The 22958-nt window shown below is 53.1% G+C and carries 25 protein-coding genes; 19 read left to right on the top strand and 6 right to left on the bottom strand.

All coding sequences use genetic code 11. From position 1 onward, the window contains the following. Positions 1-107: 107 nt before the first annotated feature. Positions 108-272: a DUF1328 domain-containing protein gene (locus tag BN2762_RS25685; protein WP_074048543.1), complete on the bottom strand. Its 165-nt coding sequence runs from the start codon at positions 270-272 to the stop codon at positions 108-110. Between the two features lie 264 nt (positions 273-536). Here BN2762_RS25685 and BN2762_RS01200 point away from each other — a divergent pair, with 264 nt between their 5' ends. From BN2762_RS01200 to BN2762_RS01150, 11 genes are all read left to right on the top strand, one after another. Beyond that, positions 537-1043, top strand: coding sequence for a DUF948 domain-containing protein (locus BN2762_RS01200; protein ID WP_055105240.1), 507 nt, complete (start codon positions 537-539; stop codon positions 1041-1043). 51 nt (positions 1044-1094) lie between these two features. After that, positions 1095-1652, top strand: a complete 558-nt coding sequence (locus BN2762_RS01195) for a hypothetical protein (protein WP_055105239.1) — start codon at positions 1095-1097, stop codon at positions 1650-1652. Positions 1653-1773: 121 nt separating this feature from the next. Next, a complete protein-coding gene (locus tag BN2762_RS01190; protein ID WP_055105238.1) occupies positions 1774-2118 on the top strand; it encodes a YflT domain-containing protein in 345 nt (114 codons plus the stop codon). A 228-nt stretch (positions 2119-2346) separates the two neighbouring features. Next, a complete protein-coding gene (locus BN2762_RS01185; RefSeq protein ID WP_055105237.1) occupies positions 2347-3522 on the top strand; it encodes a SpoIIE family protein phosphatase in 1176 nt (391 codons plus the stop codon). Further along, positions 3519-7187 carry a response regulator gene (locus tag BN2762_RS01180; RefSeq protein WP_055105236.1) on the top strand — a complete coding sequence of 1223 codons (3669 nt, stop codon included), beginning with the start codon at positions 3519-3521 and terminating at the stop codon, positions 7185-7187. Before BN2762_RS01185 ends, BN2762_RS01180 begins: the two co-directional genes overlap by 4 nt. A gap of 57 nt (positions 7188-7244) precedes the next feature. Next, positions 7245-8117, top strand: coding sequence for a CheR family methyltransferase (locus BN2762_RS01175; RefSeq protein WP_055105235.1), 873 nt, complete (start codon positions 7245-7247; stop codon positions 8115-8117). Between the two features lie 29 nt (positions 8118-8146). Further along, the gene (locus BN2762_RS01170) at positions 8147-9841 is read left to right on the top strand and encodes a response regulator (protein WP_055105234.1); all 1695 of its coding nucleotides are present in this window, start codon (positions 8147-8149) and stop codon (positions 9839-9841) included. Positions 9842-9895: 54 nt separating this feature from the next. After that, positions 9896-10234 carry an STAS domain-containing protein gene (locus tag BN2762_RS01165; protein WP_055105233.1) on the top strand — a complete coding sequence of 113 codons (339 nt, stop codon included), beginning with the start codon at positions 9896-9898 and terminating at the stop codon, positions 10232-10234. Positions 10235-10252: 18 nt separating this feature from the next. After that, complete coding sequence (gene rsbW, locus BN2762_RS01160; RefSeq protein WP_055105232.1) at positions 10253-10705, top strand: anti-sigma B factor RsbW; 453 nt, start codon at positions 10253-10255, stop codon at positions 10703-10705. After that, complete coding sequence (locus BN2762_RS01155; RefSeq protein ID WP_055105231.1) at positions 10702-11475, top strand: sigma-70 family RNA polymerase sigma factor; 774 nt, start codon at positions 10702-10704, stop codon at positions 11473-11475. The genes rsbW and BN2762_RS01155 overlap by 4 nt, the downstream gene beginning before the upstream one ends. An 83-nt stretch (positions 11476-11558) precedes the next feature. Beyond that, positions 11559-12536, top strand: coding sequence for a magnesium transporter CorA family protein (locus tag BN2762_RS01150; protein WP_055105230.1), 978 nt, complete (start codon positions 11559-11561; stop codon positions 12534-12536). A gap of 151 nt (positions 12537-12687) precedes the next feature. On the opposite strand, the gene BN2762_RS01145 is transcribed toward BN2762_RS01150, so the two are convergent. From BN2762_RS01145 to BN2762_RS01135, 3 genes are all read right to left on the bottom strand, one after another. Beyond that, complete coding sequence (locus tag BN2762_RS01145) at positions 12688-12915, bottom strand: hypothetical protein (RefSeq protein WP_230202396.1); 228 nt, start codon at positions 12913-12915, stop codon at positions 12688-12690. 51 nt (positions 12916-12966) lie between these two features. After that, positions 12967-13287: a DUF5665 domain-containing protein gene (locus BN2762_RS01140; protein WP_055105228.1), complete on the bottom strand. Its 321-nt coding sequence runs from the start codon at positions 13285-13287 to the stop codon at positions 12967-12969. Between the two features lie 97 nt (positions 13288-13384). Continuing rightward, positions 13385-13750, bottom strand: a complete 366-nt coding sequence (locus tag BN2762_RS01135; RefSeq protein ID WP_055105227.1) for a YtxH domain-containing protein — start codon at positions 13748-13750, stop codon at positions 13385-13387. Between the two features lie 207 nt (positions 13751-13957). Here BN2762_RS01135 and BN2762_RS01130 point away from each other — a divergent pair, with 207 nt between their 5' ends. Continuing rightward, positions 13958-14971 (top strand): asparaginase, encoded by a 1014-nt coding sequence (locus tag BN2762_RS01130; RefSeq protein ID WP_055105226.1) that lies wholly within the window; start codon positions 13958-13960, stop codon positions 14969-14971. Between the two features lie 143 nt (positions 14972-15114). Beyond that, positions 15115-15834, top strand: a complete 720-nt coding sequence (locus BN2762_RS01125; protein ID WP_055105225.1) for a pirin family protein — start codon at positions 15115-15117, stop codon at positions 15832-15834. A 112-nt stretch (positions 15835-15946) separates the two neighbouring features. Here the strand turns inward: BN2762_RS01125 and BN2762_RS01120 are convergent, their stop codons facing one another. After that, positions 15947-16174: a DUF1128 domain-containing protein gene (locus BN2762_RS01120; protein ID WP_055105224.1), complete on the bottom strand. Its 228-nt coding sequence runs from the start codon at positions 16172-16174 to the stop codon at positions 15947-15949. 137 nt (positions 16175-16311) lie between these two features. On the opposite strand from BN2762_RS01120, the gene yyaC reads away from it, so the two are divergent. The 6 genes from yyaC to BN2762_RS01095 all read left to right on the top strand — a co-directional run bounded on the left by yyaC (position 16312) and on the right by BN2762_RS01095 (position 22495). Continuing rightward, positions 16312-16857: a spore protease YyaC gene (yyaC, locus tag BN2762_RS01115; protein WP_055105223.1), complete on the top strand. Its 546-nt coding sequence runs from the start codon at positions 16312-16314 to the stop codon at positions 16855-16857. 98 nt (positions 16858-16955) lie between these two features. After that, the gene (locus BN2762_RS01110) at positions 16956-17756 is read left to right on the top strand and encodes an alpha/beta fold hydrolase (RefSeq protein WP_055105222.1); all 801 of its coding nucleotides are present in this window, start codon (positions 16956-16958) and stop codon (positions 17754-17756) included. Positions 17757-17872: 116 nt separating this feature from the next. After that, positions 17873-18031, top strand: a complete 159-nt coding sequence (locus BN2762_RS26700; RefSeq protein ID WP_154674759.1) for a hypothetical protein — start codon at positions 17873-17875, stop codon at positions 18029-18031. Between the two features lie 20 nt (positions 18032-18051). Next, on the top strand, positions 18052-18699 hold the full coding sequence (locus tag BN2762_RS01105; protein ID WP_055105221.1) for a DUF6483 family protein: 648 nt from the start codon (positions 18052-18054) through the stop codon (positions 18697-18699). A gap of 63 nt (positions 18700-18762) precedes the next feature. Beyond that, positions 18763-19929: a class I SAM-dependent methyltransferase gene (locus tag BN2762_RS01100; protein ID WP_055105220.1), complete on the top strand. Its 1167-nt coding sequence runs from the start codon at positions 18763-18765 to the stop codon at positions 19927-19929. 199 nt (positions 19930-20128) lie between these two features. Then, positions 20129-22495 (top strand): O-antigen ligase family protein, encoded by a 2367-nt coding sequence (locus BN2762_RS01095; protein ID WP_055105219.1) that lies wholly within the window; start codon positions 20129-20131, stop codon positions 22493-22495. Here the strand turns inward: BN2762_RS01095 and BN2762_RS01090 are convergent. Next, positions 22492-22830: a dehydrogenase gene (locus BN2762_RS01090; RefSeq protein ID WP_230202395.1), complete on the bottom strand. Its 339-nt coding sequence runs from the start codon at positions 22828-22830 to the stop codon at positions 22492-22494. The two genes, BN2762_RS01095 and BN2762_RS01090, sit on opposite strands and share 4 nt — an antisense overlap. Positions 22831-22958 lie beyond the last annotated feature (128 nt).

Genomic DNA, 22958 nt, shown 5'->3' with positions numbered 1-22958 from the left:
GGCCCTTCAGACGGAAGGGCCGCTTTGGCTTCTATTTATTCATCCTAACCTTTTGCATAGCTCGTTGGAAGATGATGTATATGCTGCTTTTATGAACAAATTATTAATTAAAGTGAACGGCTGCGTCCGGTAAAGAGGGAGATGACGAATAATATCAGGAAAATGAAGAAGAGCACCTTGGCGATGGAAGCAGCGGCGGCGACGATGTTAAAGAATCCGAATATTCCCGCGATAATCGCCACTATCAGAAAAATTACTGACCATTTCAACATGATAATCACCTTTCCTTCATAGTAAAATAGTGTAGTATGAAGCTTAAAGCGACATAGGCGCAATATGTCGTTCGCCCTATGCGGAAGTGACAGCTAAATTTTGGTGACTCGTCGCTTGTAGTTGTCATTAACCGGGGGAAAACCCGGTGAAACAGGAGGAGCTTTAGGGGGAACGCAGATCCCGGTTCCGTTGTTTCGCCCTAAAAGGCCAAGGGTAACTAAGGAATAGCGACGTAAAGTCAGGACAGAAAGAGAGGGAATGGCATGATTTGGCAAATCAGTGTGGCACTTATAGCTGCAGCATTTATAGTACTCGTTGTTTTTCTGGTTAAAACGTTGAAGGCAGCGGAAAAGTCCCTGGATAAAACGACCCAGACGCTGCAGGAAATCCAGAAGACGGTTGACGAGCTTAGCTATGAAGTTAAGCAGGTCGTTAGACAGGCTAACAGCATTACCGTGGATGTTGAACATAAGATGAAGCAGCTCGATCCCGTGCTTGAATCCGTCAAAAATGTTGGAGATGTGCTGAATGAAGTGACGCTTGCGGCGAAGCAGGTATCGACCTCATTGATGGGAAGAATGAAGAAATCCTCCCCTAAAGCAGCAAGCACTGCAGGAGCGGCACAAGGCGTACAAGAGGAACACCCTATCGACCGATCCACACATACTCACGGCTCGGCCTATGACCACATGGGAAATTCGAAGCAGGAGCCGGGTTGGATGAAATGGGTTGACATTGCTTCCGGCGTCTGGACCAAATACCGCTCGTAGAATCGGGAACAGGATCGAAATTCGGCAGGTCTCCAAAAAGAGGTGAGAACGATGCTGAACATGATGATACTAGTGCTTGGGCTCCTGTCTGCCTCTGCGGGCTATACTCCGGCAACCGCGGACAGTGTTCCGCAGCCTTCGGTAAAGCTTGCCCAGTCGCCCCCCTCTTTTTTAGGCTTGCTGCCGGACGATAGGGAAGCGATTTATCCGATGGGCCAGTTTTATTCGATGGGCGATGTAGCCCTATACGATGACCGTGATAGCGTCGTCGGCAAGAAGGGCCCCCCTTTATCGGTAACTAAGGATGCGTACACCGGTTATACTGAATACCGCTACGAGGACATTACGGTAGGGCTGTACGAGGGAATGGTCTATTATGTACATGCTGACGTCGATATGAATGCATCGGCGTCTCCCGGAAAGATTAAATTGAACGGAAAGTGGCTGTTCTTGGAGAGCGGCGGGCTTGCGCTGGCCCTCGGCCAGCCGGACTTTGAAGCCGAGGACGGCGACGTATACATCCGCGATCTGGCAGCGATCAAGATCTACCGTGATCCTGAGACGAGGACCATCGTGGGCGTGGACTTATTCGATACGATCGCTTTTTAATCATAAAAATTCAAAGAAAATAGCAACAGGCTGTTTCAAACCGGATCAAGAAGGGTAATGACAGCCATAGCGCTAGAGAAGGTGGATAGGATTTCATTATAGACAAAGGAGAGTGCTGACGATGAGTATGACGGACAAGAAGTCTTATGCCAAGGTTGTGCAGAACGGGGTTCAGGCCGTTGAAGCCGTAAATGAGCTGCGCGCTGCCGGATATGCGAAAGATCATATCTATGTGCTTGCACATAACCAGGATCGTACAGAACGAATTGCAGACACATCCGATGCAAATGAAATCGGCATTAAGGAGGAAGGCGTCTTTGATGCCATTGCCAACCTGTTCCGTTCCCGCGGGGACGAGCTGCGGGCCAAGATCGTATCGCTCGGGTTCACGGAGACGGAGGCTGCTTTTTACGAGAAGGAGCTGGATTTAGGTAAAGTGCTGGTGATTGCAAGGCATCCGGCATAAATGAACAGGAGCTTCCGGCCTGACACTATAGCTTTAAGACATAGATAAGGAATGGGGAACCGTAATCCCCCATTCCTTATCTATGTTTTATTAAGAGATTAGCCAAACAGTAATGCTTCGACAGATGGGGCTTGGCTTAAATTGGACGAAGGGAATCTTCCCCGAGTAACGAAGTAATTAGTTCATAGTAAAATCAGCAGTCTATATTCTGTTGTGAGGAGAATTCAGGTGAAAATTTTAATCGTGGATGACAATCCGACTAATATCATCATCATCCGGGAGATTTTGAAGAAGGAAAATTACAGGAATACAGCTGCTGCTTCTTCGGCGGCGGAAATGTTCCAGCAGCTGGGGATCCGGGAGAACGGGCACGAGGCAGGGAAGCTGCCGGGGCCTTCTGACATCGATTTGATTCTGCTGGATATGATGATGCCGGAGATGGACGGCATAACGGCTTGCCGCGTCATACAGCAATATGACGGGCTTAAGGATATTCCGATCATCATGGTAACCGCGGTAGGAGATTCCAAGAAGCTGGCGGAAGCACTGGACGCCGGCGCGGTTGATTATGTGACCAAGCCGATCAATAAGGTCGAGCTGATGGCGAGAATACGGCTTGCACTGAGGCTGAAGCAGGAGAAGGATTGGCATAAAGAAAGGGATCAGCGGATTCAGGAGGAGCTGAAGCTGGCGGCTTTAGTGCAAAATGCGGTACTTAGCTCAGCCATCAATGATCCGGAATTCGAAATCGATGCGCTGTACAAGCCCTCCTTTGAGCTAGCGGGGGACTTGTATTCATGGTATCCGCTAGATGAGGGAAGATACGGCATTATTCTGCTTGATATGATGGGGCATGGCATATCCTCGTCGCTGTTCTGCATGTTCATCGCTTCGGTTCTTAAGGATACAGTAAGCACCTATGTAGAGCCGGAGAAGGTCGTGCAGGAGCTGAACCGCCGCTTCAATCAGCTGCATATCGAGAATCAGCTGGTGCAGTATTATTTCACGGCTATCTATCTTGTAGTAGATACGAAGCATAAGAAGATCGACTATGTGAATGCCGGGCATCCTCCCGCTCTTTTCTTTCAGAAGGGGGGAGAAGTGGTCAGGCTGGAGACGGTATGCCCGCCCGTAGGATTGTTCGACAAGATTGAGACGACGACCCACACGATCAATTATGAGGGAGAAGGCCATGTCGTACTGTATACAGACGGGTTGATGGAAGTGATCGAGGGTACGCAGGAGGAGCAGATCGAATATCTGGAGCGGACCTTGAAGGGAATCCACAGGCTGGACAAGGACTTGATGGAGCGGCTATTTTTTGATGAGAATCATCTCCACGAGAGGGAGGACGACAAATGCCTCGTGTGGATTACGCTTAAAGAAGGGACGGTTAGTCAATGAAAATAAGAAACAAGCTGATCATCGGTTTCAGCTCGCTTCTGGTCATCATGCTGGTGCTTACATTTGCCAGCTACGACAGGCTTCACTTCATGAATGAGCAGCTGGAGCACGTGTATTCAGACGGTTACATGAAAGTCCAGGCATCTACGGCCGTACGGGGCGATGTCAACGATATGGCACGCATTCTTACAAATATGGTACAGGTGAAAAGCCAGGATTATTTCATTCAGGAGAGCAACAAGCTGAAGAAGAAGGGCGAGCTGGTACAGCAGAACATGCGGCAACTGCAGGACAGCCTGGTTTCCGGCGAAGAACGCCAGCTGATCAAGAAGATCGAGGAGGCAAGCCTTGATTTCGATAGTTATCAGGCCCGGATTTTGACGCTGCTGGGCAGCGGGCAATATGACAGGGCCAACGAATACCGTATTTCCTCGGGCCAGGATATCCAGGACCGCCTGCTGAATGCGCTGAATGATCTCAGGGATTATCTGGACATTCAAATTGAGGCGGAAATCAAGAATGCGAACGATGCTTACCAGAGCTCGATCCAGATTACGATTGCTACGATGACCATTGGCCTGCTGATGGGTCTGGGCATAGTGCTGTGGGTGCTGCCAAGCATAACGAAGGGATTGAGCATCGTCAATGCTATGATTAAGCATTTCGGCAAGGAGCAGTGGGAGGACATTCGGGCCATTCCTGTGAAATCCAATGACGAAATTGGAAGTGTAGCCAAGGTTTTTCAGGAGCTGAGCGAGGATCTGCGCGAGAAGCAGCAGCTGGAGAAGCGATTTATGCAGCAGCAGAAGGACACAAGCTGGATTAACTCCAATTTGGCGCGAATTACCGAGCTGCTTCATGGCATCAATTCGCTGGAGCAAATTTCGCAAATGTTCATTAATGAATTTACGCCTGTTCTTGGCGGCAATGTCGGCGCCGTCTATATCCGGAAGGAAAGCGAGAATCCGGACGAGCTGTATTTGGCAGGGGCTTACGCCAGGGACGGAGATTTGAACTCCCCGGCGATGTTCAAAGTGGGGGAAGGCCTTATTGGCCAGGTAGCTCTGGATCAGAAGCCATTATCCCTGAAAGAGACGCCGAGTCATTATTTGTCCGTGCGCTCCGCTCTGGGAGAAGCCAAACCGGCCCATATCCTAATTTATCCGATATTATTCGAGGATGAATTGCTTGGCGTCGTCGAGCTGGCTAACCTGGATCAATTTACGCCGCTTGAGGAGCAGCTGCTGTCGGAGCTGACGAATAATCTGGGCGTCGTTCTGAACAACGTGAACCGCAGGCTGCGCGTCGAAGAGCTGCTGCGGGAATCGCAGGCCTTGACCGAGGAGCTCCAGGTTCAATCGGAGGAGCTGCAGACACAGCAGGAGGAGCTTCGCCGTTCGAATGAAAGCATGGAGAAGCAGACGGCAGCATTGAAGCGTTCCGAGGAGCTTCTGCAGCGGCAGCAGGAAGAGCTCGAGCACTACAATACCGAGCTGATCGCTAAGACGCGTGCCCTGGAGGAGCAGGTGCAGGAAGTCAAGGAGAAGAACGAAGAAATCGAGAGAACGAAGGATGAACTGGAACGGCATGCATCCCAGCTTGCCGTGACAAGCAAATATAAATCGGAGTTTCTCGCGAATATGTCGCATGAGCTGCGCACGCCTCTCAATAGCCTGCTCATTCTGTCGCAGCTCCTGTCAGAGAACAAAGACAATAATTTGACGCCCAAGCAGGTCGAATATGCCCATACCATCCATATGTCGGGCACGGATTTGCTGAAGATGATCGATGAGATTCTCGATTTATCGAAGGTGGATGCCGGTAAAATGGAAGTGAATCAGGAATCGGTCAGCATCAAGGAGCTGGAGAAATTTGTCGAGCATAATTTCCGGCCCGTGGCTGAGAGCAAAGGGATTGCTCTGCGGCTGGAGACCAGTCCGGAGGTGCCTGAGCGCATTATGACCGACGGTCACAGGGTGAAGCAGATTTTGCGCAATCTGCTGTCCAATGCCTTTAAATTTACGAACGAAGGCGAGGTTGCGTTTATGGTTAGACCGGCTTCCCAAGAAGAACTGCCAAGCTATTTGGAGCGCGACCGGGAATACCTGGCGCTTACCGTCAAGGACACTGGGATCGGTGTGCCGAAGGATAAGACGGATCTCATTTTTGAAGCTTTTCAGCAGGTGGACGGAACGACAAGCCGCAAATACGGCGGAACCGGCTTGGGGCTATCCATCAGCCGGGGGCTGTCCGCGCTTCTTGGCGGCGGGATCGGACTCGAGACCAAGGAAGGCGAGGGCAGCAGCTTTACGCTATACCTGCCGAAGGAAGCGAGCTCCAAGCTGTTCGGAGGAGCAAGCCGGGAGGCGGCTGCCACCGCTGCGGTCGGGGTGCCGGTGCGTCAGGGAGCTTATATGCTGCCAGCTCCAGAGGAAGAGGATGCTCCAGCGCCGAATCCGATCGACGATGACCGGGAGGCGATCGCTACGGAGGATAAAGTGCTGCTGATTATCGAGGACGATGTCGTATTTGCCAAGATCCTGCTCGAGATGTCCCGGAACCACGGATTTAAAGGGCTTGTTGCCGTTCAAGGAGACGAAGGTCTCCGGCTCGTTCATAAGTACCTGCCGGATGCGATCATTCTGGATATCCAGCTGCCTGTCATGGATGGCTGGTCGATTCTGAACGAATTGAAGAGCGATGCCAAGACTAGGCATATTCCTGTGCATGTTATTTCAGTCGTCGACGATGTGAAGCAGGGCTTGATGATGGGGGCGATCGCTTATCTGCGCAAGCCGTCCTCCAGGGAGCATCTCGAGCGGGCCTTTACTTATATCGAGTCTTATACGGAGAAGAGCTTGAAGCATTTGCTGATCGTGGAGGACGATGAAATCCAGCAGAAATCGATCATCGAGCTGATCGGCCATGATGATGTAGCGATTACGGCTGTGTCGACGGGCGCCGTAGCGCTCGAAGAGCTGCGAACGAAGCATTACGATTGCATGGTCCTTGATTTGATGCTTACGGACATGACCGGCTTTGAGCTGCTTGATCAAATTCGTGATGACGAGAATTTGAATGATTTGCCGATCATTATTTATACGGGCAAGGATCTGGATGCGAAGGAAGAGACCAGACTGCGCAAATACGCGGAATCGATCATTATAAAGGATGTTAAGTCGCCGGAGCGGCTGCTGGACGAGACGACCCTGTTCCTTCACCGCGTAGAGGCAAACCTGCCGGAGGACAAGCGGAAAATTCTGCAGAAGCTGCATAACAAAGAAGAACTGTTCGAAGGCAAGAAAATACTGCTTGTCGACGATGACGTCCGCAACGTCTTCGCCCTGTCCAGCGTACTGGAAGGCTACCGGATGAATGTCGTCTATGCAGAGAACGGCAGGGAGGCTTTAGAGATTCTGGAGGAGCAGGGCGATTTCGACCTTGTTCTGATGGATATGATGATGCCGGAGATGGACGGCTACGAAGCTATGCGCCGGATTCGCGAGAAGCCGGAATTCGCGAAGCTTCCGATCATTGCCTTGACGGCCAAGGCGATGAAGGAGGACCGCTCCAAGTGCATTGAGGCTGGAGCCTCCGACTATGTGAAGAAGCCGATACAGACGGATCAATTGCTCTCGTTAATGCGTGTGTGGTTGTATTCGTAACCGGAGTTTCAGGGTAATAATATTTACCGTATTTTTTGAGAAAGTGGAGTTGAATACATGTCATCCAGTGATTTCATAGATTTAGAAGACGATCAGCCCTATGACGACCATCAGTGCGAGCGCGAGAATATCGAGATCGAGCTGCTGCTGGAGGGAGTTCACCGGCTCTACGGATACGATTTCCGCAATTATGCCATTCCTTCCCTGCGCCGGAGAATATGGCATCATGTGCACTCCGAGCAGCTGAAGACGATCTCCGGGCTGCAGGAGAAAATATTCCATGACCGGGAGTGCTTCGAGCGCTTCGTCTACAACCTGTCGATTCCCGTTACGGAAATGTTTCGCGATCCGAACCTGTTTCGGGTGTTCCGGGAAAAGGTGATTCCCCTGCTCAGAACCTATCCCTACATTCGGATCTGGCATGCAGGCTGCTCTACGGGGGAAGAGGTATACTCCATGGCGATCCTCCTGCATGAAGAAGGCCTGTACGATAAAGCCCGCATTTATGCGACGGACATGAACGACAGGTCTTTGCAAATAGCCAAGGAAGGGATCGTCGGCATTCAAAAAATGAAGCAATACACAAAGAATTACTTGGAGGCGGGCGGCACCCGTTCGTTCTCCGAGTACTACACGGCCAAGTACAATTCGGTTATTTTCCAGCCTTTTCTGCGCAAGAACATTATTTTTGCCGAGCATAATCTGGCGACAGACCGTTCCTTTAATGAGTTCAATGTCATATTTTGTCGGAATGTGATGATTTATTTTGATGAAACGCTGCGCAACCGCGTTCATGCCCTGTTCCACGAAAGTCTGAGCCATTTTGGCGTTCTGGTGCTGGGAGCTAAGGAATCGATTCATTTTACGGACTTCACGGACTGCTACGAGGCTTTGGATCGTGAGGAGAAAATATATCGTAAGATCAGGTGATCTTACGACAGTATTGGCAGGAGGATTTCATGGGGGTTGAAGAACCGATTCACATTTTGTTGGTAGACGACCGTCCTGAGAATTTAATGGCTTTGGAGGCTGTGTTGGGCAGCGGGCAGTATAAGCTCGTGATGGCCACTTCGGGCCAAGAGGCGCTTAAGTATTTGCTTAAGGATAATTTTGCGGTAATCGTGCTGGATGTCCAAATGCCGGGAATGGACGGCATTGAGACAGCCAGGCTGATTAAAGCCCGCGATAAGACGAAGGATATTCCGATCATCTTCATTTCGGCTAACAGCAAGGATGCGGAGCATCTCTTCGAGGGTTATTCGGCGGGGGCGATCGATTATATGGTTAAGCCGTTTATACCGCAAATTTTAAAATCGAAAATCGATGGTTTCGTGGATATGTATATTACGAATCAGCGGCATAAAACCCAGAGCATGCTGCTGCAGCAGAAGACCCAGGAGCTCGAGCGGATCAATGATGAATTGGTCAAGGCCAAGGAGGCGGCTGAGATCGCCGCGAAGGCCAAGACGGAGTTTCTGGCGATGATGAGTCATGAGATACGCACTCCGATGAACGGTGTCATCGGCATGATCGATTTGCTGCTGGAGACGGAGCTGCAGGATGAACAGAAGGAATATGCCGAGATCATCCGCAGCAGCGCGAATACCTTAGTGACGATCATCAACGATATTCTCGATTTTACCAAAATGGAGTCCGGCAAGATGGAGCTGGAGGAGAGCCCGTTCGAGCTGCGGGCCTGCATCCAGGAGGTATTCGGCTTCTTCTCGATGGATGCCAGCCGCAAGGGACTGGAGCTCGTCTACTTCCTCGATGATGATATCCCGCAGGTTCTTTACGGCGACATGGGACGATTACGCCAGGTACTGATCAATCTGATCGGCAATTCCATCAAATTTACCGATCAGGGCGGGATTTATCTAGTCGTGTCGGCTAACAGCGATGAGGCGGACACGGACAGCCTTATGCTGGAATTTACGGTGAAGGATACAGGGATCGGCATTGCCCCCGATAAGGTAGACAAGCTCTTCAAGCCATTCTCCCAGCTGGATTCGTCCATGACGAGAAAATACGGCGGGACCGGCCTCGGCCTCGCTATTTGCCAGACGCTGGTCCAGCTGATGGGCGGGGGGATCCGGGTAGAGCCGCAGGAGGAGAAAGGCGCCGCCTTTACCTTTACCGTCCGGGTGCGCAAATTTGCGCAGGATGATGAAGCTCCGCACGGCTGTCCGGGCTTCTCGACGGAAGGGCAGTTCCCGCATGCTGAGCGGATGCTTGTTGTCGATGATCACCCGATCAATCAGCGCCTCATGGTCAGCATGCTGACCAAGCTGGGCTATGCTGCCGACGTAGCCGAGGACGGGGCTCAAGCTGTCCGGTTGGCTGCGTGCGGCGACGGCTACTCGTTTATTTTCATGGATCTGCAAATGCCCGTGATGGACGGGCTTGAGGCGACCGAGCGGATTCGCAAGGAACAGCCATCCGACCGTCAGCCTCCGGTTATCGTTGCTATGACTGCGAACGTGATGGAGGGCATAAAGAGCAAATGCCTGCAGGCGGGCATGAATGATTATATCAGCAAGCCGGTTAAGCTCAGCTCCGTGAAGAAGATGATTGCCAAGTACAGCAGCGGGGCTATGCAAGGGCCGATGAAGCAGCTCCATGGGGCATACCAGGAGAGTGTTGTTGATTCATAAGCAGTATGTTTGGGTTATGAATAGTGAAAAACATTTTTTCAGGAGAGAGTGTCTATGAATACAAATAAGAATGATAAGTTTTCAGCTACGTCGCAATTGGAGAACGGCACTTGCACGGTGTATTTACGGGGAGAGCTGGACTTGTCTGTGGCTCCAGACTTTCGCCAGGTGATGGAACCGCTAGTAGGAGACGAAGAGCTCAATCTCATCATCAACATGAAGGACTTGAAATATATCGATAGCACGGGGATCGGAATTCTGTTGTCTATTCTAAAAGCAAGACATGGCATGAAGGCCGAATTTTTGGTAGAGGAAGTGCCAGATCAAATTCAGAAGCTGTTCGACATGACCGGGATTGCCAAGTTTTTTGCCGCACAAGAGAATTCCCAATAGGAAAGGATCGAAGTAAGAATGAAAGACGAAGTTCAGAGAGTGGTTATCAGTTTGCCAGCGACGGCGGATTATGTGGATATCGTCAGGTTGAATCTTTATGGTGTGGCCTCCAAAATCGGATTTTCCTATGAGGAAATTGAAGACATGAAGGTAGCAGTGTCGGAAGCCTGTAACAACTCTGTATTGTATGCGTACAAGCATAAGCCAGGAATAATGGAAGTTACCTTTGAAGTGCATCAGGATGCATTGTCAATTACGGTGAAGGATGAAGGGGAGAGCTTTGATTCTTGGGGCAAGACAGCAGATCGGGCATCGTTACACGATAAGGAATTGAGCGAAGCTCAAATTGGCGGACTTGGCTTTTATCTTATGGAGGCGCTTATGGATGACGTAAGCGTCGAGAGCGTTGCCGGGCAGGGAACCAAGGTTGTTCTGACTCGCCGGCTCGTTAAGAGCGAGGAGAAGGTATGAGCGACAATATGACTCCCCCCGAGTCTTTGAATGAATCAACCAGCCTGATCTGGAAATATCAGCAGACGAAAGACAATGAAATAGCTACAGTTCTTATTCAGAAATATGAGCCCATGGTCAAGATGGCTGCAGGCAAAATTGCCCGCAACCGTCCCGATCTGTACGAGGATTTGTATCAGGTCGGCCAGATGGCGCTGATTCGGCTGCTGCAGCAGTACGACATTGAACTAGGCATCCCCTTTGAACCTTATGCCATGAAAAGCATGATCGGGCACATGAAGAACTTCCTGCGGGACAAGTCCTGGTATATCCAGGTCCCGCGCCGGATTAAAGAGAAGGGAGCGCTCGTCCAGCAGGCGATCGATGAGCTCACAGTGAAATTGGAACGTTCCCCCGACGTGAAAGAAATCGCAGAATATTTAGATCTTTCGGTGGAGGAAACGGTCGAAGTACTCGCTGGACGGGAATGTTACCACTATGTTTCGCTGGACTCTCCCTTATCCCAAGATGAAAGCGCGGCCACGCTCGGAGAACTTATCAGCTCTGAAGCCAATGATTACGATACGGTGGAGAAGCGGATGGATCTGCAGCAGGCGCTTAGCCAGCTGAAGGAGCAGGAGCAGCAGGTTCTGCTGCTGGCCTTCCAGGAAGGGCAATCCCAGCGGGCTATCGCTCAGCAGCTGGGAGTATCGCAGATGAGCGTTTCCCGTATTCAAAAAAGAGCGACCGAGAAGCTAAAGCAGATTATGTCAAACGCTAATTTATATTAGCCGTTTGAAGGATATATCGCGTAGAGGCACGCTTTTTTCCGAGAGGAACAGCGTGCCTTTTCGATGAAAGGAGGAGAGCAAGCTTGACGAACGCGAACCGGGGGCAGCGCCTCATTACGAGCGAGCAGGGATGGAAGTGGCATGATCTTGAGATTGAGAGCTGGGAAGATGCGGTGATCCATAAGCTTCGCCGGGATATTCCCGATACAGAGGAGTGGCTGGAGCTTATACCTTCTGTAGAAACGAACTATTTATCGGTACGGTTTCCGGATGGTGAAAATGCGATTATCTTCGGCTCGCTTGTCTACTCCATAGAGGAGGAAATGCAGGAGATCAAGGACTGTGTGCATATGCACTTTTTTGTAAGCAAAGACTGCCTGATTACGCTGAACCTGGACGCCCATACCCGGGAAAGAATGCATGTACGGGAGAAGATGCTGATGCTCCATGCCTGCCGTCTGCCTGTCGAGGGAATGTTCGTATTGATCCGCACGATACTGCATTATATTCATATCGGCATGGACCGGTTTGAGATGAATTTGCGCAGGCTGGAAGAAATCATGAAGGAGCACAATAAGAAACATCTCATGGACCGGATTTTAGACTCGCGTTTTGAGCTGCTGTATTGGTCCAACCTGTTCATTCCGTTCCAGGAAATCGTGACAGCGTCCCGCGAGGCTTACTCCGGGGGGGAGATCGAGAACAGCGCATATTTCAAGCGGCTGGTATTCCGCACGGAGCGCATGCATGTACTCTTCAAGCATTACGAGAAGGAGATCGATACGCTGATTTCGATCGATGAGGCCGTATCTGCCTTTCGCGGCAACGATATTATGAAGACGCTGACGATCATTACGGCCATCTTTACGCCAGCCACGGTTATCGGGGCGATTTGGGGCATGAATTTCGATTTTCTGCCCTGGGTCAAAACGGGGGTTAGCGGCTTCCTCATCATCAGCGCAATTACGGCCTTCAGCACCCTGGCCTTTTATCTGTGGATGAACATGAAGGGGTGGACGGGAGATTTGCTGCAGGTGGACAAGAAGGACGCTCATTTGTGAAGGAAAAGTAATAAAACAAAGAACCTGGTGCTGAGAAAAGGCGGCAGGTTCTTTGTTTTATAAATCCTTGTAATTGAAAATATAAGTATAAACCCCGGCGATATATGTCTCGTTTAAGTGATCTGGGCTCGCCTGATCGCCTTGCCGGCGCTTACTGCTCTGGATCGGGCTTCAGGCCCCGCGCCTTGTCCTCGCTGTTCGTTCGCATCTCTTCCATGTCCTCGCCGAGCTGCTTCAGATCCTCCATATCATTGACCATGGAGCCGTTCTGGGCCACCTGGATGCTCTTATGCCCGGAGTATTCGCCCTCACGCGCTTCCCTGATCTGTTTCTTCACATAGTCCTCCTGCTCCTGCTCTGCATGGGATCGAGCCATCATTATCAACTCCTCTTAGTGATTGGGAGCTAGCCCCTAATACACAGTGTGCCATTAAGGCTTGGATTTAATGTAATCTTGAAGCTCTTTAATATAATCGCCGACCATGGGAATATCCACGAACAGGCTAAGAATCCAGCCGAGCAGGCCAAGGACGACAAAGGTGCCGACGCTTAGTCCGAGCCCGCGGGACATGCCGGCCATGAAGTTGGTTAGTATGCGTTTTTTCGGACTTGTGTAATTTTCCAGAATATCCTTGAACTCCGCTTTTTCCAGCAAATCTGCGATATAGTCCAACCGTCCGTTCAAACGCTTGACCTCGTGGCGCAATTCAAAGGGATGCTCCTGAGGATCGAAGGATTGACTGCGCGCCATGGTGATCCCTCCTCGAATGTGGTATGGATTAGCCTATTCGGGGGCGAAACATAAGTAGCCAGCTCTGGAGAGCCGGCTACTTCAGGGGACAGCCCCATTATTGCTTCGCTTCATTCATCACGTCGTCGGAGGCGCGCTTTACATCCTCGGCTACATCGGCAGAGGCTTCTTTAGCGCTGCTTAGAATGTTCCCTGCGCTGGCGCTGACCGTCTTGGCCAGGTCCGTCGTCTTCTCGGTTACGTTCTTGGCGAGGTCGGTAGCTTTCTCGCCTACGACGGCAGCGACCTCCTTCGATTTATCCGTGGCCGCGCTCAGCTTCTCGGACAGATCGCTGCGCAGCTCGCGTCCGGGCTTTGGCGCGTACAGCAGAGCGGCCGCCGCCCCGAGCAATGCGCCGATGATGAGGCCTTTGGTAAACGTAGAACCGCTTTGAACCGAGCAATCCATTTCTTCTTTATTCATGTCTCATCGCTCCTTATATGCCAGTTTGTCCTGATTGACCAGATCATGTCCAGCTTACTTTCTATATAAACGCCAGAAGGAGCAGTGAAACAGCGAATCCCTTGCCATGACTGCCAAAGCCTGCCGCCGGCACCGGCGATTTGGCACCTGCGAAGCCGCTGTACTATACTGTATTGCAACGGGTTCATGAAAGGGGATATCAGAGCGATGGATAGCTTGGAAGATACATTATTGATTCAGGAGTATCGCGGAGGCATTCTGGAATGCAGCCATCGCGGGAATATTTGCGTGGTAAATGAGGATGGCCGAGTCGTGAAGCATGCCGGCAATCCTGGCGTCCGGGTATTTACCCGTTCGGCGGCAAAGCCTTTTCAGGCTATTCCGGCCATTCGGGCCGGCATAAAGGAAGCTTACGGCTTAACCGATGCCGAGGTTGCAGTAATGACTGCATCCCATCGTGCAGAGGATGTTCATATTCATGCGCTGGAATCCTTACTAGCCAAGATTGGGGTGAAGGAGGAAGAACTTGTGTGCGCTCCGAGCTTGCCGCTGGACAGCAGAGCGAGGGAAGCGCTTCTTCGTACAGGGGGAGAGCGGCGCAGATTGTATCATAACTGTTCCGGGAAGCATTTGGGAGTGCTTGCTTATTGCAAAATGAAGGGCTACGACCTAGCGGGCTATCATGAGCCGACTCACCCCGTTCAGCAGGAAATCGTCGAGACGTTCGCCCGCCTTGCGGATATGGAGCCGGAGGATCTTGGCCGGGGCATCGATGGATGCGGGTTCCCCGTATTTGCATTGCCCTTGTCCGCCCTGGCCGCAGCTTATATGAAGCTGGCCTGCCCGGAGCGGATTGAGGACAAACGGACGGCGGAGGCCGTAAGGCAGATTACACAGGCGATGCATGCGCGCCCGGAGCTTGTCGGTGGCCGCGGACGAATTGATTCCCTGCTGCTGGAGGATGACAACATCATTGCCAAGGGCGGCTTTAAAGGCGTGTATGGATTTAGCCTGAGACGGGAACGGCTCGGCATCGCCTTTAAAATATCGGATGGCTCGGAAGAAGAATGGGGCCGGATCGTCCTTGAAATATTGCGGCAGATCCGCTATGGGAATGTGGAGCTGATGTCCAGACTGGAGGAGCAATTTCCGGCCCGCATCTTGAATGACGAAGGAAGCGCGGTCGGACATACGGAAACGGTATTCACGCTTGAGAATTAGCTGCCTGTCCCCCTAAGTCCGAGTTCTTTACGAGATGTGCTTTGATTAGCGGTTTTGCGTTAGGGGTAAGAAATATTTAAATCTACCCTTCAATAAACCAAAAATCCAAGTATTGATCCTGATAGAGAGCGAGGAGGATAACGATGATCAAAGTGGTCACCGCTGAGGAGCGTCATACTTCGATCAAGGGGGCTATCCATAGCGAATTCAGCTTCTCCTTTTCCGACTATGACGATCCAAGCAATGCTCATTTCGGTTGTTTGCTTGCATTAAATGACAACGTTGTTCAGCCCGGTCAGGGGCTGGCCTCTCATCCGCATCATGACCTCGAGATTGTTACTTATGTGGTGTCGGGCACACTGCGGCATAAGGATGATCTCGGAAACACGCAGGATCTGACGGCAGGGAGCGTACAGGTGATGAGCGCCGGCGCAGGCATCCGCCATTCCGAGAGCAATCCCTCGCCGACGGAGCCTGTCCGCTTTATCCAAATGTGGTTCCTTCCAGCGGAGAGAAATTTGCAGCCTGCTTGGGCTAGCCGACGGTTCCCGCGGCAGGAGCGCGAAGGGCTTCTGAAGCCCGTTGCGGCTGAGCAGGCTCGGGGAGACTGCCTGCGGATCAATCAGGATGTTCAACTGTTCATTCCTATACTGCCTACAGGCGAGGAACTGACCATCCCTTCCCGCGGCGAACGCCGAACGCATGTATTTATGCTCTCCGGCCATATTGGCCTGTACTGCGGCAGACAAAAATTCTCGCTGCGGCCGGGTGACGCAGCCAGAGTACGAAATGCCGAGGGGCTGACCATTCGAAGCATCGGCAGCGAAGAGGCGGCCGAATTCATTTTGATCGATCTGCCGTAAACGAGCAAAGAGTCCAATATCCTGCCATCAGCTGCGTGCTGAAGCGGGAATTGGACTCTTGCCCTGTCTTGGCTTGGGGGCCGTCAAGATATTAGGAGTTGCAGGGAGGAGGTTAGTTGCTTCTAAGCTGTCCGAGCTCCTTGGCGAGCGCCTCCACTTCCGAGATGCTCAATCTTTCCTTGCTCATGACGATTTCGTATACCTCCAGAATGTCGTCGTAGCGGTCCACATGAAAGGCGGAAGCCGACATGGCCGCACCGGTCGCCATCCTCAATTTCGCTTTAATCGCTTCGATCATATATTCCACGTTCTCCTGGGTTTTTTGCGTTAAATCCGCCATGACCGTTCATCCTCTCTTTTATGTGCTCGTTAAGGCCTCATTGTATTGTATCATGACCGCTCATCGGGTTCTACGCTTTGCGATGAAGTGAAGGTTAAGGTACAATCGAAATACAATCGAATATGGGGGGGATGAGGATGAAGTTAAAGGGTCAAGGGCTTCACAATGATTCTGCCTTTAACCGGAGGAAGCTGACAGGCGAGGAGCTGCCGGAGTTCATGCACAGCATTCGTAGGAAGCATCCGCTGGACAGGGTTACTTTTCTGTGCATCGGGACGGATCGTTCCACCGGGGATGCGCTTGGCCCGCTCGTCGGCACCCGCCTGGAGGAGCTGGGTTTTCCTTCGGTCGTAGGTTCGCTGCGCCACCCCTGCGATGCCGATAATTTAGTGCATCGGATGAATGCAATTCCCAAGGATCATGTTATTGTCGCGATTGATGCCTGCCTCGGCGTTCCCGCTTCGGTGGGCTGTTACATCGTATCGGGGAAGCCGCTGCTTCCAGCCCAATCGGTAGGCGGTGGATTGCCGGAAGCCGGCCACTACAGCATTGCTGCCGTCGTGAACGTCAACGGACCGAAGCCTTATTGGACGCTAGGGATGACTTCATTGTATCAGGTCATGCAGATGGCGGATGAAATCGTCCGTGCGGCGGTCGAAGGGTTCGGCGCCGGTGGCCAATAAACTGCCGGCAAGTTCAAATTATCGGCAGAGGCGTTTCAGATGAATGATATTGGCTTAATTATATATATTCAATACATAGACAAGAAAGAAGGATGAACATGGAAAAGCTAACGATAAGCGGGACAACGATCGCATACGAGTCACAGGGTGAGGGAGATGTACTCGTGCTTCTGCACGGCTTCTGCGGCAGTTCGGCTTATTGGGAGCAGGTGATGCCGCTGCTGTCCAAGCAATATCGCGTTATCGCTCCTGATCTGCGGGGACATGGTTTGTCTGATGCGCCGCTAGGTGCTTATACGATAGAGCAAATGGCGGATGATGTAGCCGGCCTGCTGGAGCAATTGTCGGTCGAACGATATACGCTGCTTGGCCACTCCATGGGCGGGTACGTTACGCTTTCGCTGGCGCAGCGTTATGCGGGACGCTTGAACGGATTCGGTCTGATCCATTCAACGGCCTATCCGGATAGCGAGGAAGCCAAGGAGAAAAGGCTGCAGGCCGTGTCGGTGATCGGCACCGAGGGAATAACGCCGTTCGTTGACGGCCTTGTGCCCGGGCTGTTTGCTCCGGCGAATGCGGCTTCGCATGAAGCAGCACTGGATCGCGCGAAAGAAATCGGCTACAAGACGCCCCCGCAAGGAGCCTCCGGCGCAGCCCTCGCAATGCGTGAGCGGATCGACCGCAGGGACGTCCTGTCCGCTACGACGCTGCCTGTCCTGCTGGTGGCAGGAGAGGATGACAGGCTTATTCCGCTCGAGCGGACGTTTACAGCGGAGGGCAGCAATGTGACCAAGGCTGTGATTAAAGGCGCGGGTCATATGAGCATGTACGAGGCTCCTGAACAGCTGGCAGCCGTCATCAGCGACTTCTTGCGCCACATCCATGAAGAGAACGAATGAGCTACATGCTGGCTATATAATGAGCTAAATGCGAATCAATGGTTTTTACAGCTTCATCAATAACGACCGGACGTCTTCTGCAGACTCCGGTTTTTTGGCGTAGGGAGTTTTAGGCTGTGGTTATAGCAATTGCGGCCAAGCTGGCGGAAATTTCAATATGGCGCTCTTTTCATAAAACAAAAGGCCCCGGGGCTGGCGAATGGCAAGGAATTTTGCAGAAGCGCGGGGCCAGCTGGAAATGGCAGCCAAAATCATATAAAATATTAGCCATTTAGAAGGGAAGGAGGCCTTGCGCATGTTCCGAAAAGATTACCTTGTCCGAATCATCGAAGAAATTACGGAAGCGCTGGGAGTGATTTTTGGCTTGAAGCAGCAGAAGAAGCATCCCGATGCGCTGCGGGAGCTTGAAGAGCTGTACCAAACCCAGTTCCGCCTTAGCTCCCTGCTGCTTGGATCGCTGTCGCCCAAGGATATTACCGAGTTATTCCGCAGCGGAGGCTTCGTTGAGGCAGATAAATTGCAGACCTTGGCCCGGCTGCTTCGGGAGGAAGGGGATATATTCCTGGACAGCGGCAAGACGGATGAAGGCCGGATGAGGCAGCAGAAGGCTCTCCATTTATTTCTCACGGCCAGGCAGCATGGTGCGGATCCATCTCTGTGGCAGCTGGATGAAGAGATATTCGGTCTTATGTCCAAGCTCAAGGGCTATTCCTTGAACCCGGATACAGAAAGGCTGGTATTCGATTTTGCGGAGGAGATGGGAAGGTATGATCTGGCCGAAAATGCTTTGTATCGTCTGATGGATCAGCAGGCAATGGATGTGCATGAAGGCATCGCGTTCTACGAACGGCTGGCTGAATTGGATCCGCAACGGCTGGTGGAGGGCGGGCTATCCGCAGCCGAGGTGCAGGAAGGGCTTGCCGAACTGCGCCATCGCTTGTAAAATGGCTTAATTAGCGACCTGAGAAACAATTATTTTGAGAAGCGAAAGAGAGTTGTCTAAACTATGGAGTCTTTGCGGAATCTTGTCCATCAGCTGGCGGAAGAAGGCACCCTGATTTCCGCTACACTCAGTCAGCGCCGCAAGGCGGGAGATGCCGGCTATACAAAAGTGGTCATTAAACCTGTTGAATTGAAGAAGAGCCTTCACTATCAGCTGGCTTATCATTATGCAAATAAGGTTAAGCACGAGAATGTTGCGGCTTCGCTGCTTGAAGAGAAGATGATGAAGCTGTTCGAGGATACCTTCCGGCAGGGGCTGTTTTGTACCGTCCAAGCCGACTATCAGGTGTTGATCAGCAAGAAATACAAGGTATCCATCTTGAAGAAGTCCCCTTCCAAGAAGCCCGGCCCGCTGACGCATAATCGGCAGAAGCGGTACATTTTGGAGGAGGGCACACCGGTGCCGTTCCTGGTGGAGCTGGGCATCATGAACCCGGACGGGAAGGTATTCGCCAAGAAGTACGATAAATTTCGGCAAATCAATCGTTTCCTGGAAATGGTGGAGGACGTGATCCCTCATCTTCCGGAGGATCGTCCGCTCACTATCGTCGATTTCGGCTGCGGAAAATCCTATTTGACGTTCGCGCTGTATCATTATTTGTCCGTGCAGCAGCACCGGGAGCTGAACATCGTAGGGCTTGATTTGAAGGCGGACGTCATCGAGCATTGCGGAACGCTCGCGCGGAATTTGCGATATGATCAATTGCGATTCCTTGTCGGTGATATTGCGGATTACGATGAGCTGAGCCAAGTGGACATGGTCGTCACCCTGCACGCTTGCGATACGGCCACGGATGCCGCGCTGGAGAAGGCGGTGCGCTGGGGCGCATCGGTTATTCTGTCCGTGCCTTGCTGCCAGCATGAACTGTTCAATCAAGTACACAGCCCCGTGCTTGAGCCGCTGCTGTCGCACGGCATCCTGAAGGAGCGCTTCTCGGCATTGGCGACGGATGCCCTGCGCGCCAAGCTGCTGGATCTGCTCGGCTACAAGACGCAGCTGCTCGAGTTCATCGATATGGAGCATACGCCCAAGAACATACTGATTCGAGCCGTTAAGTCGTCTGCCGCTGATAAGGATCGGCTGTGGCAGGAATACGCCGCTTTCCGAGATTTCTTGCATGCCGATCCTTATCTGGAAAGGGCCTGCCGGGATTTGCTGCCCAGCAGCTAAGTCCCGTTATACAGCGCAACGATCGCTGTTCATAGTTTGAAGCGGCAAGGGAAGGTCAACACTTGAAGTGTTGGCCTTTTTGCGTGCTTTAGATAAAATCTCGCTGCGAAAGAGCTGGATTGAACGGGCGGCTGCACAGTACTGTACTGCGATATCGCAGCAGAAGTCGTAGATCGGCAAGGTAAAGAAGGAAAGCGGGATGATCGCAAATGGGGTGAGAGAAGAAGAGGGAAGAGAAGGAATAACGGCAGTGCTGGCCGCCATCGCCTGCATGGGGGCAGGGGGCATCGCTGCTTTGAGCCGGGGGCTGTATTTTACTGACGACCTGGCCGTATTGGTGCTGATGTCAGCAGGGATTTTGCTGACAGCCATCCTGCTGGCGGGAGGAGCGATGGCGGGACGAGGGCCGGGCCGGGGGATGATCCGGGATATGAGCCTTCCAGCCGCCGGCTGCGGCAGCAAGGCGGGGCAGCTTATCCGTTGGCTGCTGCTCGGCAGCCCGTTCTTTATCGCCATGCTGTATGCCGTCCATCTGCTAGCCGGCCCTTTGTCTGTGCAGGCGACTGGGGAGGCCGTCCTCCGCTGGAGCTTCTGCGGCTGCTTTGGACTGTTGGTCTGCTTTGCCATAAGCGGTGCAAAGGGCAGGACAGCTCTCCGTATCGGTTGGAGCTTCCTTGGGCTGCTGCTTGTGGGAGCGGCCTTGGCCTCGGTATATGGGCTGATTCCGTTTCCCGAGGCCGTTCTTCGCACGGATCAGGCTGAGGTATCTGCCAGCGGCGCTCGGCTTGGCGGGACGCTGCAGTATCCGAATACCTTCGGAGCGGTAATGGGCATGTTTCTTCTGGAGCGCTTAATGCTTCTGGCCCGGATGGAGAGGGCCGATTTCACCCGCAGGAACGGCTGGAGAGGATATATCGCGGCAGGCAGCGCCTTTTTTTATATTCTATGCCTGCTGCTGACAGAGTCTAGAGGAGCCTGCCTGTCGACCGCCGCTGCGTGGGCTGTAGGGCTGTACCGGCTTCGGGCCGTCGACCGCTTCCGCTATGCGCGGCAAGGCGGAGCGCTGCTTCTCTGCGGCTGGGCTGCCGCAGGCCAGCTATCCGCCTCATCGCTTGCGCCGCCGTTACTTCCCGGGCTGCTCTGGCTTGCCGTCGCCGCAGCGGCGGCCATGATTGCCGTAAACATGGCCACCTGGACGGGTCAGGCACAAGAGCAAGAACAAAGAAAGGGGCGTGGATGTGGACAAGAGCGAGGGTACGGAGAGCATCATCAAGAGCTGCAGCATGGGAAGCCTAATAAACAAGAGGATGAACAAGGGCTAAGGCATAGTGAAGATCAAAGTGAAAGAGCAGGAGATAGAGCAAAGCAACGACAAAGAGCTGGAAAAAAGCAAAAACAAAAACAAAGACTTGAGCTGAAGCTGAAGCTAGGACAAGGACAGCGCCGCCTTGTCGCCGCCACTATCATCCTGCTAGGGGCAGGCCTTCTTGGCACACTGCCGAGCCAAGGCTTGCTTGAACGGGCAAGTCCGCTAGCAACCCTTTCTGCCCGCGCGCTTATGTATTACGACGGGTGGAGCCTGTTTCTCAGCTCGCCATGGGTCGGCCAAGGGGGAAAAACCTGGGGGGCGATGTTCCGGAGTATTCAGAGCTTGCCTTACGTCGGGGCGGAAGTTCACAGCGGTTATTTGAACATCGGCCTGGATCTCGGCCTGGCCGGGCTGGCCGTCCTGCTGCTCTGGCTCGTGGGGATCGGCGCTGCCTTGGTGTATACGCGCAGCCGGATGCTGCCGTCCTTCCTTGTGCTGCTGCTCCACAGCGCGGCCGATTTCGATATGAGCTACGGTCTGACATGGCTGCTCGTCATTTGGATGGCCGCCTCCGGCTATGCCCGTCATCCGGCATCCGCCGCGCCAACCGTTCGAACGGCGTCTGCGCGGCCGCTGTTCCGCAGCTTCCTTCTGCTCTCTGCCGGGCTGCTTATGCTCGTGGGCTTAGCCGGAGCCCGGCAGGCCGCAAGCCTGGCACAGGAGCAGCAGGCGCTGGCCGCATCCGCCTCGGGCAGGCCTGAGCAGGCCACGGCCTTGCTGCAGCAGTCGCTCGCGATGTATCCCGCCCGCTCCTCGGCCCGTCTGCATCTCGCCGGCTTGTCCGCTGCTGACGAGCAGGCTGCTGTACTGCAGCCGGGGCTCGCTTATGACCGGGCCAATCCCGATCTATGGGCCGCCTTGGGGCGGGCGCTGTCCGGCTCGCGGCCGCTGGAGGCTGCTGCTGCCTGGGAACAGGCCGTGGAGCTTGATCCCTACAGCTGGAGAAGACAGACGGAGGCGTTGGGCGGGTTCGCCTCCCTCGTCAGCCAGCTGCAGCGGAGCCAGCGGCCCGAGGAGGCTTTAGCCGCCGCCCGGTCTGGTTACAAGCTCTACGTCCGTTACGAGAAGCTTGCCAGGCGGTTGGCAGCTGCACCGGATCGGCGCAATGACCGGCGCTTCAGCGTAACGGCGGAGGCGAAGGACCGCGGGCGCGAGCTGGGAGAGTATGTGCACCGCTACTCTCCCGGTTATCGCTAGCCGCCGAAGGCCGCCCGGAACGCCTTGCATAGCGCCTCGGTGTCAAGGCCCCACAGCTCGGCGAGCTCGGGTCCAACCTCCTCGTCCCACCAGTCCGCAAGCACCTTCCGGTTGCTGCTGTTCTCGCCGATCCAGAGGAGGTTGGCAATCACTTTTTTATAGTACAAGGCCTCACCTTCCCTGAGCAGATCCTCGGGAATGTATACTCCGAGCCGTTTGATCGTCCGGTACAATTCCTTGCTGCACCCTCGGCGGATTTTGCGCGGCGTCGGGAGGGCGGCTTGATGCTTGCCGTGCATCTTGTTCAGAATGATCGCCTCCTTTTGTAACAGCATATGCGCCCCGATTCAGACTGGACACTGGCACAGCCGCCAGCCGTTGCTGCATGCTCTCCAACTAGAAGGCATGTCTGAGGCTATGATAGAATAGATTGGAAGTAAGAAGACTTTGAGGAGAGGACTAG

Source organism: Paenibacillus ihumii (assembly GCF_001403875.1).
GTDB lineage: Bacteria > Bacillota > Bacilli > Paenibacillales > Paenibacillaceae > Fontibacillus > Fontibacillus ihumii.
This window is presented reverse-complemented; position numbering and strand designations above follow the sequence as displayed.

What these genes read in the sequence shown, in the direction of transcription:
- BN2762_RS25685 (WP_074048543.1), bottom strand. Translation starts at nt 272, where the DNA reads ATGTTGAAATGGTCAGTAATTTTTCTGATAGTGGCGATTATCGCGGGA.
- BN2762_RS01200 (WP_055105240.1), top strand. Translation starts at nt 537, where the DNA reads ATGATTTGGCAAATCAGTGTGGCACTTATAGCTGCAGCATTTATAGTA.
- BN2762_RS01195 (WP_055105239.1), top strand. Translation starts at nt 1,095, where the DNA reads ATGCTGAACATGATGATACTAGTGCTTGGGCTCCTGTCTGCCTCTGCG.
- BN2762_RS01190 (WP_055105238.1), top strand. Translation starts at nt 1,774, where the DNA reads ATGAGTATGACGGACAAGAAGTCTTATGCCAAGGTTGTGCAGAACGGG.
- BN2762_RS01180 (WP_055105236.1), top strand. Translation starts at nt 3,519, where the DNA reads ATGAAAATAAGAAACAAGCTGATCATCGGTTTCAGCTCGCTTCTGGTC.
- BN2762_RS01175 (WP_055105235.1), top strand. Translation starts at nt 7,245, where the DNA reads ATGTCATCCAGTGATTTCATAGATTTAGAAGACGATCAGCCCTATGAC.
- BN2762_RS01170 (WP_055105234.1), top strand. Translation starts at nt 8,147, where the DNA reads ATGGGGGTTGAAGAACCGATTCACATTTTGTTGGTAGACGACCGTCCT.
- BN2762_RS01165 (WP_055105233.1), top strand. Translation starts at nt 9,896, where the DNA reads ATGAATACAAATAAGAATGATAAGTTTTCAGCTACGTCGCAATTGGAG.
- rsbW (WP_055105232.1), top strand. Translation starts at nt 10,253, where the DNA reads ATGAAAGACGAAGTTCAGAGAGTGGTTATCAGTTTGCCAGCGACGGCG.
- BN2762_RS01155 (WP_055105231.1), top strand. Translation starts at nt 10,702, where the DNA reads ATGAGCGACAATATGACTCCCCCCGAGTCTTTGAATGAATCAACCAGC.
- BN2762_RS01145 (WP_230202396.1), bottom strand. Translation starts at nt 12,915, where the DNA reads ATGATGGCTCGATCCCATGCAGAGCAGGAGCAGGAGGACTATGTGAAG.
- BN2762_RS01140 (WP_055105228.1), bottom strand. Translation starts at nt 13,287, where the DNA reads ATGGCGCGCAGTCAATCCTTCGATCCTCAGGAGCATCCCTTTGAATTG.
- BN2762_RS01135 (WP_055105227.1), bottom strand. Translation starts at nt 13,750, where the DNA reads ATGAATAAAGAAGAAATGGATTGCTCGGTTCAAAGCGGTTCTACGTTT.
- BN2762_RS01130 (WP_055105226.1), top strand. Translation starts at nt 13,958, where the DNA reads ATGGATAGCTTGGAAGATACATTATTGATTCAGGAGTATCGCGGAGGC.
- BN2762_RS01125 (WP_055105225.1), top strand. Translation starts at nt 15,115, where the DNA reads ATGATCAAAGTGGTCACCGCTGAGGAGCGTCATACTTCGATCAAGGGG.
- BN2762_RS01120 (WP_055105224.1), bottom strand. Translation starts at nt 16,174, where the DNA reads ATGGCGGATTTAACGCAAAAAACCCAGGAGAACGTGGAATATATGATC.
- yyaC (WP_055105223.1), top strand. Translation starts at nt 16,312, where the DNA reads ATGAAGTTAAAGGGTCAAGGGCTTCACAATGATTCTGCCTTTAACCGG.
- BN2762_RS01110 (WP_055105222.1), top strand. Translation starts at nt 16,956, where the DNA reads ATGGAAAAGCTAACGATAAGCGGGACAACGATCGCATACGAGTCACAG.
- BN2762_RS01105 (WP_055105221.1), top strand. Translation starts at nt 18,052, where the DNA reads ATGTTCCGAAAAGATTACCTTGTCCGAATCATCGAAGAAATTACGGAA.
- BN2762_RS01100 (WP_055105220.1), top strand. Translation starts at nt 18,763, where the DNA reads ATGGAGTCTTTGCGGAATCTTGTCCATCAGCTGGCGGAAGAAGGCACC.
- BN2762_RS01095 (WP_055105219.1), top strand. Translation starts at nt 20,129, where the DNA reads ATGATCGCAAATGGGGTGAGAGAAGAAGAGGGAAGAGAAGGAATAACG.
- BN2762_RS01090 (WP_230202395.1), bottom strand. Translation starts at nt 22,830, where the DNA reads ATGCTGTTACAAAAGGAGGCGATCATTCTGAACAAGATGCACGGCAAG.